The organism is Paracoccus seriniphilus (assembly GCF_028553745.1).
GTDB lineage: Bacteria > Pseudomonadota > Alphaproteobacteria > Rhodobacterales > Rhodobacteraceae > Paracoccus > Paracoccus seriniphilus.
The window spans coordinates 274,011-289,445 of sequence record NZ_CP067132.1; the positions used below are offsets into that span (position 1 = coordinate 274,011).

At 58.9% G+C, this 15,435-nt stretch carries 10 protein-coding genes; 8 read left to right on the forward strand and 2 right to left on the reverse strand.

Annotated elements, in window-relative coordinates; all coding sequences use genetic code 11:
- Position 1 precedes the first annotated feature (1 nt).
- Genes JHW44_RS19700 through JHW44_RS19715 form a run of 4 tightly spaced genes read left to right on the forward strand, consistent with a single transcriptional unit; the run spans position 2 to position 5,728 of the window.
- The gene (locus JHW44_RS19700) at positions 2–1,447 is read left to right on the forward strand and encodes a type I restriction-modification system subunit M (RefSeq protein ID WP_089346087.1); all 1,446 of its coding nucleotides are present in this window, start codon (positions 2–4) and stop codon (positions 1,445–1,447) included.
- Entirely contained in the window at positions 1,444–2,523 is a 1,080-nt protein-coding gene (locus tag JHW44_RS19705; RefSeq protein ID WP_089346086.1) for an endonuclease NucS domain-containing protein, read from the forward strand. Before JHW44_RS19700 ends, JHW44_RS19705 begins: the two co-directional genes overlap by 4 nt.
- Positions 2,520–4,262 (forward strand): restriction endonuclease subunit S, encoded by a 1,743-nt coding sequence (locus JHW44_RS19710; protein WP_089346085.1) that lies wholly within the window; start codon positions 2,520–2,522, stop codon positions 4,260–4,262. The genes JHW44_RS19705 and JHW44_RS19710 overlap by 4 nt, the downstream gene beginning before the upstream one ends.
- Positions 4,259–5,728, forward strand: coding sequence for a hypothetical protein (locus JHW44_RS19715; RefSeq protein WP_218822628.1), 1,470 nt, complete (start codon positions 4,259–4,261; stop codon positions 5,726–5,728). The genes JHW44_RS19710 and JHW44_RS19715 overlap by 4 nt, the downstream gene beginning before the upstream one ends.
- 298 nt (positions 5,729–6,026) lie before the next feature.
- Here JHW44_RS19715 and JHW44_RS19720 read toward each other — a convergent pair whose 3' ends face one another.
- Positions 6,027–7,466 (reverse strand): IS1182-like element ISPse1 family transposase, encoded by a 1,440-nt coding sequence (locus JHW44_RS19720; RefSeq protein ID WP_076611129.1) that lies wholly within the window; start codon positions 7,464–7,466, stop codon positions 6,027–6,029.
- Positions 7,467–8,714: 1,248 nt separating this feature from the next.
- On the opposite strand from JHW44_RS19720, the gene JHW44_RS19725 reads away from it, so the two are divergent.
- From JHW44_RS19725 to JHW44_RS19740, 4 genes are all read left to right on the forward strand, one after another.
- Positions 8,715–9,260, forward strand: coding sequence for a hypothetical protein (locus JHW44_RS19725; protein WP_089345292.1), 546 nt, complete (start codon positions 8,715–8,717; stop codon positions 9,258–9,260).
- Positions 9,260–11,494 carry a DDE-type integrase/transposase/recombinase gene (locus JHW44_RS19730; RefSeq protein ID WP_089345291.1) on the forward strand — a complete coding sequence of 745 codons (2,235 nt, stop codon included), beginning with the start codon at positions 9,260–9,262 and terminating at the stop codon, positions 11,492–11,494. Before JHW44_RS19725 ends, JHW44_RS19730 begins: the two co-directional genes overlap by 1 nt.
- A 487-nt stretch (positions 11,495–11,981) precedes the next feature.
- On the forward strand, positions 11,982–12,248 hold the full coding sequence (locus JHW44_RS19735; protein ID WP_245847297.1) for a hypothetical protein: 267 nt from the start codon (positions 11,982–11,984) through the stop codon (positions 12,246–12,248).
- Positions 12,249–12,315: 67 nt separating this feature from the next.
- A complete protein-coding gene (locus tag JHW44_RS19740) occupies positions 12,316–12,753 on the forward strand; it encodes a hypothetical protein (protein ID WP_089345289.1) in 438 nt (145 codons plus the stop codon).
- Positions 12,754–13,142: 389 nt separating this feature from the next.
- Here JHW44_RS19740 and JHW44_RS19745 read toward each other — a convergent pair whose 3' ends face one another.
- The gene (locus JHW44_RS19745) at positions 13,143–15,410 is read right to left on the reverse strand and encodes an adenosylcobalamin-dependent ribonucleoside-diphosphate reductase (protein ID WP_089345288.1); all 2,268 of its coding nucleotides are present in this window, start codon (positions 15,408–15,410) and stop codon (positions 13,143–13,145) included.
- Positions 15,411–15,435 lie beyond the last annotated feature (25 nt).

Here is a 15,435-nt window from a genome sequence, read left to right on the forward strand (position 1 = left end):
TATGTCCATGAGAAACCTCGTAAAATCAATTCAGGACGTGATGCGCAAGGACGTTGGCGTCGACGGTGACGCACAGCGCCTGTCTCAGCTGGTCTGGATGTTCTTCCTCAAGATCATCGACGACCAGGACGAGGCCTTGGAATTCACCCGCGACGACTACACATCCCCCATTCCCGAGCGCCTTCAGTGGCGCACTTGGGCAGCCGATCCCGAAGGTATCACTGGCGACGACCTGCTGGAATTTGTGAACGATGACCTGTTCCCGACGCTCAAGGAACTGCCCGGCACGACATCCCGCGCCAAGGTCGTCCGCTCCGTCTTCCAGGATGCCTACAACTACATGAAATCCGGCACGCTCATGCGGCAGGTGATCAACAAGATCAACGACGTCGATTTCAACTCCCTGACCGAACGCCAGCACTTCGGCGACCTCTACGAACAACTCCTGAACGACCTGCAAAACGCGGGCAACGCCGGCGAATACTACACGCCCCGCGCCGTCACCGCCTTCATGGTCCAGCAGATCGACCCGCACCCCGGCGAAATCCTGATGGACCCCGCCTGCGGCACCGGCGGCTTCCTGACCTGCGCCATGCGCCACATGCGCGACAACTACGTGAAACGCCCTGAGGACGAGGCGCTCATGCAGGCCTCCCTCCGCGCGGTGGAAAAGAAACCGCTGCCCCACATGCTCTGCACGACCAACATGCTCCTACACAACATTGAGGAGCCATCTTGGGTCAAACACGACAACACCCTCGCCCGTCCGCTCATCAGCTGGACCAAGGATGAACGCGTCGACATCATCCTTACCAACCCGCCCTTCGGCGGCAAGGAAGAGGACGGGATCGAAAACAACTTCCCCGCCTTCAAGACCCGCGAAACTGCCGACCTGTTCCTCGCCCTCATCATCCGTCTGCTCAAGAAAACTGGCCGCGCCGCTGTGGTCCTGCCCGATGGCTCGCTCTTTGGCGAAGGGATCAAGACCCGGCTCAAGGAACACCTGCTGACCGAATGCAACCTGCACACCATCGTGCGCCTGCCCAACTCGGTCTTCAAACCCTACGCCTCCATCGGCACCAACCTGCTGTTCTTTGAAAAGGGCACGCCGACGCAGGACGTCTGGTATTGGGAACACCGCGTGCCAGAGGGGCAAAAGGCCTATTCCATGACCCGGCCCATCAAGCTGGAACACCTGGACGACTGCGCCGCATGGTGGGGCGGTGCAACCCGCGAGGGGCGCGAGGAAAACGAACAGGCCTGGAAAGTCTCGATCGACACGATCCGCGAACGTGGCTTCAACCTCGACATCAAGAACCCCCATGTGGTCGAGGACGACCACGGCAACCCCGACGACCTGCTGAACGAACTGACCAAGGCAGAGGCGTCTGTTGAAAGTCTGCGGGCCGAGCTGAAGGCTATCCTGACCGAGGCGCTGGCACGATGACACTGCAATCCATTCCCGAAAATGCCATGGGCCGCTTGCGGGCCGCCAAGGCCGCAATGCTGGACAGACAAGACACCCGTGAAATCTTGGAGGCCAAAGACGAAGTCCTCGCGCGCTACAGCCCCGCATTCCAACCCGATACAATCGGCACAATCGACGAAGATGTCCTGCGCTCCTTCCTCTACTTCGAAAACAACCGCCACTGGTCCGGCCTGAACCGTCAGGTCAACCGCGTCTGTGGTGACATGCCGACCACTCGTGCTGCCCTTTTCCACCTCGTCGACGAAGCCCGCCCAATCGCGGAGCGGATGCAGCCTGTCACCGACATCAAAGGCATGGGCAAAGGCATCATCACTGCGATCCTCCATGTCGCCTATCCCGAAAAATACGGTGTCTGGAACAACACCTCCCATGATGGCCTCGTCGAGCTTGGCCTCCTACCGAAAACCCCACGAGGGGCCAGCTTTGGCGAACGCTACGCCGCCGTGAACAAAGTCCTGCTGCAACTGTCGGCCGCGCTTGATGTCGATCTCTGGACCCTTGATGCGGTCTGGTGGTTCCTCCATTCCGATGGAGAAGACGAGGATACGGATCAGCCTGCCCTGAGCACACCGGATGCCCCCGCACCAAGCCCAACCACCAAACCCACCCGCTTCGCCCTCGAACGCCACCTGCATGATTACATGGTCGACAATTGGGACATGCTGGACCTTGCGCAGGAATGGGACATATACACCCGCGACGGAGAGCCCGAGGCAGGCTATGAATTCCGCACTCCCATCGGACGCATCGACCTGTTGGCCAGGCACAAACGCGACCCGCGCTGGCTGGTGATTGAACTCAAGCGCGAGAAATCCTCGGACGCGGTGGTCGGTCAGGTGCTCCGCTATATGGGCTGGGTGCAGAAACATCTGATTGAGGATGGTGAGACAGTCGAGGGCCTTGTCGTCGCCACCGAAGGTGACCCGCAACTGCACTACGCGCTCGAAGTCGTGCCCTCGGTGTCGTTCAAATCCTACGAGGTCGAATTCCGCCTCAAGAATGGCCCGACGTTTGAGGAGTTCGCCAAGCCATGAACGCTGACCGCCTTTTGGAATTGTTTAATCAGATCAGCGAAGCGCCGGATGCCATCGCACGGCTGCGGCGGTTTGTGCTGGATCTGGCAGTGCGGGGCAAGTTGGTGGAGCCGGACCCAACGGAAGGCACAGGAGCAGAATTGGCCCGCTGCATTGCTGCCGAGAAAACGGAAAAGGCGCAAGCCGGTCTGATCAAACCAACAAAGCCACCAAAAGGAATTACCCACGACACGGCATTGGAATTTCCAGATCACTGGCAGCCGTTGTTGATGGCAGATATTCTGGATGAACTCCAAACTGGGCCCTTCGGCAGTTCTCTGAAGAAGTCAGACTATGTTGTCGGCGGAGTTCCAGTGATCAACCCTGCTTCAATCGTGAATGAAGCTATCCGGCCAGTTGCTGAAATGGCCGTTGGCTCTAAGACTCTTGAGCGGCTGGCATCGTTCAAACTGCAACGGGGCGACATCGTGATGGCACGGCGCGGCGAGATGGGCCGCTGCGCACTCGTTGGCAACACTGAAACCGGATGGCTTTGCGGCACGGGGAGCCTAATACTTCGCCCCTCGAAGCTGTTGTTTGGCCCGTATCTGGTGCTTTTGATCGGCTCCCCATATTCCCGGAATTACCTTTCTGGAAGTGCGGTTGGCGCTACGATGCAAAACCTCAACCAGAACATCCTGCTTTCTATGCCCATTGGCTTACCGCCAAAGCTTGAACAACACCGGATCGTCGCCAAGGTCGATGAGCTCATGGCGCTCTGTGATCGGCTGGAGGAGGCCCGCAAGTCCCGCGAAGAGACGCGCGACAAGCTCACCGCCGCCAGCCTCGCCCGTCTGACCGCCCCCGACACCACGCCCGAGGACTTCCCAGCCCACGCCCGCTTCGCCCTCGCAGCCCTGCCGTCCCTCACCACCCGCCCCGACCAGATCAAAACCCTCCGCCAAACCATCCTCAACCTCGCCGTCCGCGGCAAACTGGTGGAACAGAACCAGGCGGATGAACCGGCTTCAGAACTGTTAGAACGGATCGGGACGTTGCCGCCACCACCGCGATACACCAAGCGTAGCCCCGAACTGATACCCGGAGACTGCGGTCTGTCGATCAACATGCCCGAACTTACAGTTCCGAATGGTTGGCTTTGGGTGCCCCTTGTGAAGATCGCGCGTCTGGAAAGCGGGCACACACCAAGCCGAAACCGGCCGGATTGGTGGGACGGTGACATTCCTTGGATGGGGCTCGTCGATGCGCGAGCCCACAACAACGGCCGCATTTCCGAGACGATCCAGCATACAAACGAAGCGGGCCTTGCAAACTCCGCCGCGCGGCTGCTCCCCAAGGGCACAGTCTGTTTCAGCAGAACTGCTTCCGTGGGTTATGTCGTGATTATGGACCGATCAATGGCGACCAGCCAAGACTTTGTGAACTGGGTCCCGACGGAGGCGATCTCGGCGGAATGGCTGCAACTCGTAATGATCGCGGAAAGACCAGCGATCCCAAGGTTCAGCAAGGGCGCCGTTCATCAGACCATCTACTATCCGGCGTGGCTATCTATGCACGTCGCTCTTCCCCCCGTCGCCGAACAACATCGCATCGTGGCCAAGGTCGACGCCCTCATGGCCCTCTGCGACCGGCTGGAGGCCGCCCTGGCCACCACCGACACCACCCGCACCCGCCTCTTTGAGGCCCTCCTCCACGAGGCGCTGGAGCCGAAATCAGACATCTTGGAAGCCGCTGAATGACACTTGCCCCCAAAGACGCCGAGCGCCTTCTCTATGCCCGCTACGTTGAGCCGGCAAAATCGCCGACCAAGTATGTCGTCGGTTTCCACACCCCAACCGGAAAAGTTCTGGCCATCCACCGCACCGTGGCCGAGACCATGGTCTGGTTCCAGCCCCCCGAACCGCCGCGCCTTGATGGCGTCGACCTTCAGTCAGAACCGAACAACGGAAACCACAACATAAATGGTCCTTTGACCCCGCTGAGCCGCCCAGACACCTTGCGCGCTCGTATCGATAGCGCCACCGCTCTGAACCGTTTCCTTGACTGGTATGACGGTGTAGCGGCCAGCGACGCTGTCCCAACGACACCGCGCCCGACAGATTTCGCGGCGTCCTATGCGCATTTCCAGGACCTCGTGACACAGAAGTCCGGCGAGCCTTTCACCCGGTTCGATGAGGGGCTGATTGCGGCATGGGAAAGCTACAAACCGCGCGTGCGGGACTATGCGTTGGAATTGCTGGCCGCCGACCAATGGACGGAAGATCAGATCGGGTCCGGTGAAATCCTGGGAAAAGTCATCTCTGCCATAGAGATCCAGGCGACGCATGGGGATCGCACGAACAACATGGTCTTCTGGCAGAACCGATTTGGACATGCACAGCGGGATCACCGCGCCCTTCTGGACGCGGAGCGCGATGAACGAGATAAGCAACGGTTTGAACGCCTGTTTTTCGACCTATATCGGAGTGATCACGACGAAGGCGCAATCTTTGAGGGCCTTCGTGATCTGTCGGACGGAAAGTATCCGCTTCTCGCCTACCTGTTTTTTCTGAAAGACATGGGGCGTTTTATGCCGATCCAGCCTACCGGGTTCGACAGGGTCTTCAGCGAGCTGGGGATCGAGCTTAAAACCCTGCGGAACTGTTCTTGGGAGAATTACCAGACGTTCAACGCAGTTCTGAACGAACTTCGAGGTGGCATCGAGCGGCAAACCGGTCTGAAAGATGTCAGGTTGATCGACGCCCATTCGTTTTGCTGGTTGTTCAGCACGCTTCTGAGACAAGCCGCAAATGGCGAGTTGGCATCGGGTGGAAAGATCAACGAGCGCCATCTTGGTGCCCGCGAAAAATCCATCGCCGACATCAAGTATTCGGTTAACAAAACCGTGTTCAACTCGAATGGTCAGGTCGTTCCCCGAACGGTCAAGGAAAAGGAACTCCGTATGTCCGATGCGGAGCTGGACAAGCGCATCCGCGAATTGCTGGAGATACAGGGCGACCGCTGCGCGATCACCGGTCTTCCGTTTCAGTTTCAGGGGGCTCATGAAGATTCAAATATGTTGCCGTCGCTGGACCGGATCGACAGCAATGGTCACTATGAAGCATCGAACGTTCAACTCGTTTGCCGGTTTATCAATTTTTGGAAACAGGCCTCTGACGATGCAGAGTTCCGGCGGCTTATGCATCTGGTTCAGGGAGTAGGGTGAGGAAATGGGGTTGCCCACAAATCTCTCTGGGCCGTTTAGAGCCCAGGATACAAAATTCTGCGAGAATCTTAAAGGTCGGTCTTGAACAGCAAGCAGCCTATTAAAAGGCTCGGCAGCCAACATCGGCAGCTGTGCATTCGGCCGAGGCTGTGTGGAAACGTGCTGGCAAAACCTACCTGATGCTGGTTTCCCGCACTGCTCGTTTTTAGCGACCTCCGACCATTCCTTCGCGCGCATGGCGGCCTGATGAGCCCTTGCTGGGCAGAGCGTGACGACTGAGCCCGGGGCGGCTACCCGATCAGGCCGGAATGGCCTGCATCAGGCGCCGGAGGCCAATCAACGCGATCACTCGCTTGATATTATAGGCCAGAACATTGAGCGCCATTTCGGTGCTGACATTCTTCAGCCTCCGCGTCAGGAAATGGGTGTGCCCCATCCAAGCCTTGATCGTGCCGAACGGGTGTTCGACCGTGCAGCGGCGTAGGGTCATCGGGTCCGCGTCCCCGCTCAGCCTTTCGCGCATCGCATCGACCAGATGCTCATGGTCCCATCGCGTGATCCGGCGTTCTTTGCCACTGGTGCAGCGGTGCCGAACCGGACAATGCTGACAGGCATTGGTCCAGTAGCGACCGACCTGCAGCCCGTCTTCCTCGCGCGTGTAGCGGTAGGTCAACTCTTCACCCGCGGGGCAGGTATAGACATCGCGTGCCGGGTCATAGGCAAAATCGGCCTTCACATACATACCTTTGGCCCGGTTGCCCGAGGTTTCCGGGCGCGGCACGGTCGTGGTGATCCCCGCTTGATGGCAAGCCAGGATTTGAGACCCACTGAAATATCCCTTGTCGGCGACGGCGTGCAGGTCGTCGCGCTGCAGGGCTTCCTTGGCGGCGGTCGCCATTGGGCTGAGCTGGTCGCGATCGAAACCCTGATTGGTAACGTCGTGTGCCACGACCAGATGCGTCTCGGTATCGACCGCTGTCTGCACATTGTAGCCGACCATGCCGCTGTGCCGGGCGCTGGTCGACATGGCGCGGGCATCGGGATCGGTCAGGGATATCTGCCCGTCGGGCGCATCGGCCAAAGCCTTCTCCATTGACTTCAGCCGCGCGATCTCCTGCCGGATGCGGCCATAGCGACGGGCGAGATGGGCAACCTTTTCGGCCCGGGCCTTACCCTCCTCTTGACGGTCTATGCGCACCATCTCATCGATGTAGCGCTCAACATCGCTCTCGAGATGTGCCAGACGGCTGGCGATCTTGTTCTTCGTGAAGTTGTGGTCGCGGTTATTCACTGCCTTGAACTTACTGCCGTCGATGGCAACGCAATCCCCCTTCAGCACGCCGATCCGGCGGCAAAGTTCCACAAACTGTGCGCAGGTCCTGCGGATGGCCGGGCCATTGTCCCGCCGGAAGTCAGAGATGGTTTTGTGGTCGGGCACCAGGCGACCGGTTAGCCACATCAGCTCGACATTGCGACCGGCTTCGCGTTCCAGGCGGCGGCTGGACGGGATCCGGTTCAGGTAGCCATAGATGAAGAGCTTCAGGAGGACGGATGGATGGTAGCCCGGGCGACCGGTTCGAGCAGGCACACAGCGTCCGAACCCGAGCGCGAGAAGATCGAGCTCATCGACGAAGAGGTCGACAACACGGACCAGATGATCCTCCCCAATCCAATCTTCGAGACGCTCGGGGAAAAGCGTGGCTTGCTCCCGGTCGATGCCATCAATGAAACCCGCCATCCATGCCTCCCGCTGCCTCGCGGAAGTATACCATGGACTTCAGTTTCCACACAGCCTCGGCCCACAGCGAACATCCGCATATTCCGCCAATGCTGCATCGCAGCTTCCCGAAAGAGGGCGTTCGTGATCATCTGGCCGCAAATTGCTAAGTTCCTACGCGAGAAACCAGTTGGATCGAGATTGATCTGATCCCCGCAAACTGGGCTCCGGTCGCGGCTGGATGAAAGTTCAGTGGCAGGTCACAGCTGAGACGGTAAGAAGTTGCTGTTCTTGTGGTTGCCTTGCGCAATTTGAACCGCCTCAATTATGGCCCTGGCGAAGTTCCAAACGACATCCGAAGTTTCTGCAAAGATTTTTTTCTTCTTCGCGTCGCGATTAGCCAACCTTTCTTTACAGAACCGACGGCACTCCCACCAAAGAAGGCTATCTCAATGACATCAGAGAAAGTTTCGCGCTGCGCCCTGCAGTTCTCCATGAAGCGGAGACTCAGTAAACGGAGGCCCGATGTTCATCCGGACGAACACGCGGTCGAACAGGACATCTGCGACGTGACACTTTGGCTCCGCGAGAGGTACCACCTTCAGTCACTCCACCTCTGGGTCGAACGCCATTTTTCGCAAATCGGCCGACAGATCGCCGCAATCTCGATCTTGCACCCCAAGGATCGAGCCGAACAGCTGGTCCCAGCAGCGCACGCGGCTTTTGTCGCAATTGGGTACGAGGTCGAGCACTATGGGGCCGATGTGTACGCGTATCAGGCCTGCAACGGAAGGCACTCGCAACACGAGGCCTTACAGGCATACTCGAGAATTCAAGCCGCGCTTCAGTCGACAGCAGCAACCGGATAGCCCCATCCCTGAGTAAAGCCTTTACTTGATGGGAAGTAATTGGGAGATGGATTTTTCCATTACAAGTCAGTAGGTTAAGCGTTTCAAATGCGTTTTTCTTGCCCGCAGCGCCCATTTCTTCTTCTGCCAATTGTGGATCGACCAATGTCCTTCTCGAGCCCTTGAATCGGGTTCATAGGCAGAACAGAGAAGGAACGGTCAGTTGGATCACACCCGAAACGCCCCCGTCCCCGGCTGGAGCCGAACAGATAAAACCAGTCTCTCTACGAATGTTGACCATACGGGAAAGGTCGCAATGCTTGCTTTGCCTGAGCGTCCTGCGACGGATCGCACACCAGGAGTGGGCGCGAAGAAACGCTTCTCTTGCACATTTGTGCACGGGCCGGGCGCAGGTTGCGTGATGGATACCGAGAGCCTCACTGAGAAGCGGGTCGCGTTTGTGCTGTTGGCCCGCACGGACGTCGCCAAACTGGAAAACCAGGTTCTTTTCACCTGGGGCCAAGAGGATGGGCCCAAAGAGCGGCACACTTTCGACTTCCGGGCGACAATGGTGGACGGCAGCCGGGTCGCGATCATGGTCAAATACGACAAGAAGCTCAGCGACGAGAAATTCATCGCCAAGAGTTCCCGGATCGTAGCACATGTGACCACCGACTTCGCGGACCGCGTGACCCTGCTGACGGAAAAGCATCTCGATCCTGTCGCTGTCCACAACGCCATACTCTTCAATGCCGTACGCAAGCCTGACCCTGATGCAGATGCCGTCATGCGGGATGCGGTGTCCAACCTTATCGGCGCCGCCAAGATCGGCGACCTGATCCAGCACACTGGTCTTGGTGGTCGAGGTTTCCGGTCGATTGCCCGTCTCATCGGCGCTCATGAGCTTGAGTTGCAGCGGCCGGCGCGGATCGACTACGACAGCTACGTCATGCGGAGGGCCGCGTGATGCTCGATGTGCAGTTCAGCCCGACGTTGCCGCGTTTTGCCTTCGGCGAATTTGATGAAGTGATCATGGATGGGATCTCGTATCGTCCGTCCGAAAGTAACGAATTTGGATATACCTTCCTTCGAACCGACCGCTCGGGTGTCGCGGAATCGTTCACCCACGCAGAGCTGTCGCAGCGGGTCACTTCAGGTAAACTCAAACATCGACGTGATGCATTCCTGCCCGAACATGCAAAACGACGGCTGAGGATGCCGACACAGGAGCTGTCCAAGCTTTCGTTAAAACAGCAGCAGAAGGCCAAATACCATGAGTCCCTCGTGCGCGCGTTCCTGGAGATGGAGTCCGAGGGCAAGGTCAAACGCACCGAAGGTTCCGTGAAACTCGCCTTGTCCGAAATCAAATTCCGGGCCGGAAAGTACCTATCGGTGCCGAGCGAAGGCGACCCGGCCCCCGCCGGCGGCAAAACCATGATCGTTCCCACGAAGATCAGCGCGAGCAGGCTACTCAAGCGCGTAGCCGCCTTCAGCCGAGACGGGATGGTGGCCCTCTATGGCCAGGGCGGACAAGGACGTCGCAGCCGCCGTCTCGGCGCAGATGAACTCGCTCTTTTGTCCCAAACGGTCCGCAACTACCTGACGATGGAAAAGCCAACCATTGCGCAGGTGATCGAAGACGTGGAGCACGCATTCATTGCTGAGAACCTTCGCCGCAAGGAGTTGAGGGAAAGGGAAGTAGCCGGTGAGGCGCACGGCCAGAGTACCAGGCCGCTCGTGATGCCGTCTCGAGAGACGATCCGGCTCGAAGTCAGGAAGCTGGACCCATTCGAGGTGGACCTTGCTCGGTTCGGACTGGAACAGGCCCGCAAGCGCAACGCGCCGGTTGGAAAGGGGCTGGAACTCACGCGCCCCTTGGAACGCGTAGAGATGGATGAGTGGAAAGTTGATCTCCAGTCTTTTCTGGCGACGACTGGCATTTGGTCAATCCTGAGCGAGGAGGAGAAGGCCAGTTTCGGCCTCGAGGACGGCAAGAAGGCACGCTGGTTCCTGACTGCCGCGATCTGCTGCACTACCCGCTGCATTGTGGCCATGAAGCTCTCGCGGGCGCCCAGCAAGCGAAGTGCTATGCAAACCATCGACATGATCGTGCGCGACAAGGGCGTCTGGGCAGACGCGGTCGGCGCACTCTCACCATGGAACATGTCCGGCACGCCTGAGTTGATTGTCACCGATTGTGGTTCCGCTTTCATCGATTTCGACACAAGGGTCGGGGCAACCGATCTCGGCATCAATATCGACGCTGCTCCGGCGGGAATGCCCGAATTTCGAGCGAGGATCGAGCGCCTGTTCGGAACGATGTCGAACAACTTCATCGGGCGGTTTACAGGGCGTACATTCAGCAACACTGTCGTGAAGGGCGACTACGATGCCGAGGCTCGTGCTGCATTGACGGCAGAAGATCTCAGTGAAGCACTGGTCCGCTGGGTGGTGGACGTATACCACCGTCGCCCGCACGCGGGCCTGAACGGGGAAACGCCCCTCAATTGTTGGAACCGCCTCGTCGGACGGTATGGGGTCGCGCCGATGCCTGCGCTCGAGCTACGGCGCAGGGCCCTTGGTACCCGGCTGAAGCGCTCGGTGTCCAAGAAAGGGATCTTCGTTCTGGGCATCCGCTACCACTCCAAAGAACTCGCCCACTGGTTCATGCATAACACCAAAAAGGAAGTCCGTGTCCGCTGGTATTCGGAGGAGCTCGGCGCGATCGCGGTAGAGCTGGATGGCGATTGGATCGAGGTGCCTGCAGTCTTCGAGCGCTTCCGCGGGGAACGTGCGCAAACGTGGATGTTGGCGGTGCGTGAAATCCGTGCGTCGGTGGCAGCGCAGAAAAAATTCGACCAAGAGGTCATCTTCCAGGCAATGACCCGTATCCGCGAGATCAACTCCGACGCCTTGGCGCGGCAGGGACTGTTCGTCGACGACTATTCCGAGGAGCGCGTCGTGCAACTCGAGGACCAGTTCCTGATCGGGCTTGAGGTGGATGAAACGCCGCGCACTCCACGGATGCGACCCATTTCAGACGGCCTTGGCATCGACCTGTCGACAGCGCGTTCAAACACGCAGCCCCAGTCCCCGATGGAGGTTTCAGGCCACGTCGAACCGAAGCGCCATTCTGGGTCAGCAGGCGAACCCGATCCTTTCACCGACCCCGATGCCGAATGGTCCTTCCGGGACAAGTAGGGAGCACTCCTTGGCTCACGACATGGCCCCTGCAGTCGACACGGACTGCGGGGGTTTTCGTTGTTCTGGTGCCACTACAGAGATGAGCTCCTTGGTTCCGCCACGTCTCCAACCCAACGCGTGCAGATCCAGAATCCGCACCACGGTCCTCTTTGGATTGGCTCAAAGTCCACAACGATTTTAAAACGAAAATAATTTTTTTTCTTCGTCCCGGAGACTTGTAGCCAATTTCCTTGTCAGAAGACGAAACTAATACTCATCGAGAACAGAAACGGGAAAAACGACGGACAGGCTTGATGCTGCCGCGATTGGCAGACGCGCAACCCAAAGGAGGACCACATTGCTGCGTAGACTACCCACGAACCCCCTGTCCACTGACCCCCAACTGTCCGCAGTCCGAGCGCATTTTTCCGCGAACGGGGAATCCCTTTGCAACGCTGCGGCCCTGATCGATGGTGACGCCGGGAGATCTCGCGTTCTACGGCTCATGTCTCAGCTGCGGGGCGCATCGCGTCTCGATCGGACGATCCGGCTCTGGCTGGTCGAATTGCATAGGCTTCTTTCTCTCGACCCTGACATCGGCGCGTTCGAGTCAAACCTGTCATTCTGGACCTCCTTCGACCCGGCGGGTCCGGAAGTGGAGGAAATCTGCCTCCTTACGGACCAGCTCCACGATCTCCTCGTCGAGATTGGCGAACGGGATGATGCCCGGGACGCGCAGGCACTCGCGTTCCAAGCCAACGATGCCGCATGAAGGTAGCCCGTTGGTCGAGCACGGCCAGCGGCACTCCACTCCCCAGAAGCGAAATGAGGATATTGCCATGAAATACTTCGACCATATGACAGACACGACGCTCTGCGCCCACATCCTGCAAGGGCTCGACATCCTGCACGATCAGATCCAGCGCAATGATGCGGATATGCCTGCCACCGACCTCATATTGGTTCTGCAAAGTCTATCCGCACTGCGCCGGAACGGTCCACTCTCCGAGACCGCAGCCGATGAAATTGGACGCATCGAGAGCCTTCTCGACCAAGCCATCTCGCAGGAAACCCTCGGCTTCCGGAACGTCTTCGACGGGATTGAAGACCCAGAACTCGGAGCCGTCGGTCGTGTTCGCGCGGTCCCCGTGCTATCCGAAAAGGGTGCCGCTCTCGACAGGCTGCTGAAAGGCTTCCGGCAGTTCCTCGCGATGCGGAATCTGTTGGCAGCCAGGGTCGATAGCCGGCTTATGGTGAACCGAAAAATAGCCGCGTAGTTCTACCTGGCGGAGTGTGGTGAGGAAACGCCAACTGATCAACAATTGCGGTCATGTGGCAACCACCGACAGGCGACCGTTCATGCAAGCATCGAAGGCCACGGGAATACCCGTGGCCTTCTTGCTTTCATGGATCGCAGCCCCAAGAAGATGGCGTTACATCGCTCAAAATAGGGCTCGCCGCTTTGACGCCACTTTGAATGACCGAAAACAAGATAACTTTTAGCTCCTATTTTCGTAAAATTCTACCCGACCCTATAGAAAACTCGAAATACTCCGCTCTCGGAGAGGGCTTTCCAAATAGCCGCCCTTAACTTGTGGAATGGCCATTTTCTTCCGAAAATGGCCAAAATTAGCTTGTCGCCACAACAAGAACACCTGATTGCCGATCAGCCGCATTTCGAATGGCCGCAGCTTGGGCAGGTCATGCAGCCTTCGACCATGCGCATTCCATATTGACCGCAGCTGGGGCAGGCTGGCCCGCGGGGGCGTTCTTCTCCGACGGCCATGACCTCGGCCTTGGGATCCGTCTTGAGGCCGAGACCCTCGCCTTCCAGGAACCCCGTCGCGATCAGGTGGCGCTCTATGACACCACCAATAGCCGCAAGGATCGAGGGAACATAGCGCCCCTGCATCCACGCTCCGCCACGGGGATCAAAGACTGCTTTCAGTTCCTCGACCACGAAGCTGACATCGCCACCGCGCCGGAACACCGCCGAGATCATCCGCGTCAACGCGACCGTCCAGGCGTAATGCTCCATGTTCTTCGAGTTGATGAACACCTCGAAGGGGCGGCGATGGTCGCCCTGAATGATGTCATTGACCGTGATATAGATGGCATGTTCCGAACCCGGCCATTTCAGCTTGTAGGTCGCGCCTTCCAGTGCCGCCGGACGGTCCAGCGGTTCGGTCAGATAGACCACATCCGCGCCCTGATCGGCCTCGGGCGTGGTTTCGGTCTTCTCGCTGACCGACAGCACGCTGCCAGTGACGTCATTGGGGCGATAGGTCGTGCAGCCCTTGCAACCCAGATCCCAGGCCGAGAGATACACATCCTTGAATTCCTCGAAGCTGATGTCCTCGGGGCAGTTGATGGTCTTGGAGATCGAGCTGTCGACCCATTCCTGCGCGGCCGCCTGCATGGCGACGTGATCCTTGGGGGCAAGGGTCTGCGCGTTCACGAAATAATCCGGCAGCGGCGCATCACCATGCAGGTCACGCCACATCTGCACCGCGTAATCGACGACCTCTTCTTCGGTGCGCGAGCCATCCTTCTGCAAGACCTTGCGCGTATAGGCATAGGCAAAGACCGGCTCGATGCCAGAACTGACATTGCCGGCATAAAGGCTGATCGTGCCCGTCGGTGCAATCGAGGTCAGCAATGCGTTGCGGATGCCATGTTCGGCGATGGCGGCGCGGACATCCTCGTCCATCTTGGCCATGAAGCCGGAACTCAGGTATTTTTCCGCGTCAAACAGCGGGAAGGGGCCTTTCTCCTTGGCCAGATCGACACTGGCCAGATAGGCCGAACGCGCGATCGCCTTCATCCAGACGCGGGTTTGCTGCACGGCATCCCCGGCCCCATAGCGCAGACCCAGCATCAGCAGCGCATCGGCCAGACCGGTCACACCCAGACCGATGCGGCGCTTGGCCTGCGCCTCGGCCGCCTGGGCTTCCAGCGGGAATTTCGAGGCATCGACGACATTGTCCATCATCCGCACGGCCGTACGCACCAGATCATCAAGAGCGGCCTCATCCAGCCGGGCAGAACCGGTAAAGGGTTCGGTGACCAGCCGCGCCAGATTGATCGAGCCCAGAAGACATGCGCCATATGGTGGCAGCGGCTGTTCCCCGCAGGGATTGGTCGCGGCGATGGTCTCGACATAGTTCAGATTGTTGGCTTTGTTGATCCGGTCGATGAAAATGACGCCCGGCTCTGCGTAATCATAGGTGGCCCGCATGATCCGGTTCCACAGATCGCGCGCCTGAACGGTCTGATAGACCCTGTCCTTGAATTTCAGATCCCACGGGCCGTCCGCCTTGACCGCATCCATGAAGTCATCGGTGACCAGAACCGACAGGTTGAACATGCGCAGCCGTGCGCTGTCCTGCTTGGCCTCGATGAACTGCTCGATATCGGGATGGTCGCAGCGCATGGTCGCCATCATCGCGCCACGGCGCGAGCCGGCCGACATGATCGTGCGGCACATCGCGTCCCAGACATCCATGAAGGACAACGGCCCCGAAGCATCGGCAGCAACGCCTTTGACTTCGGCGCCACGCGGGCGGATGGTGGAAAAATCGTAACCGATGCCGCCGCCCTGCTGCATGGTCAGCGCCGCTTCCTTGAGCATGTCGAAGATGCCCGCCATGCTGTCGGGAATGGTGCCCATGACAAAGCAGTTGAACAGCGTCACCGAGCGCCCGGTGCCCGCCCCCGCCAGAATCCGGCCTGCGGGCAGGAACTTGAAATCTTCAAGGGCGGCGTTGAAGCGCTCTTCCCATTTCGCCGGGTCCTTTTCGACACGGGCCAGATCACGCGCAACACGGCGCCAGCTATCCTCGACCGAACCGTCGACCGGCTGCCCTTCGGCGTCTTTCATCCGGTATTTCATATCCCAGATTTGTTCGGCGATGGGGGCAGCAAAGCGGGTCATCGATACTTCCTTTAGTGTTGATGGC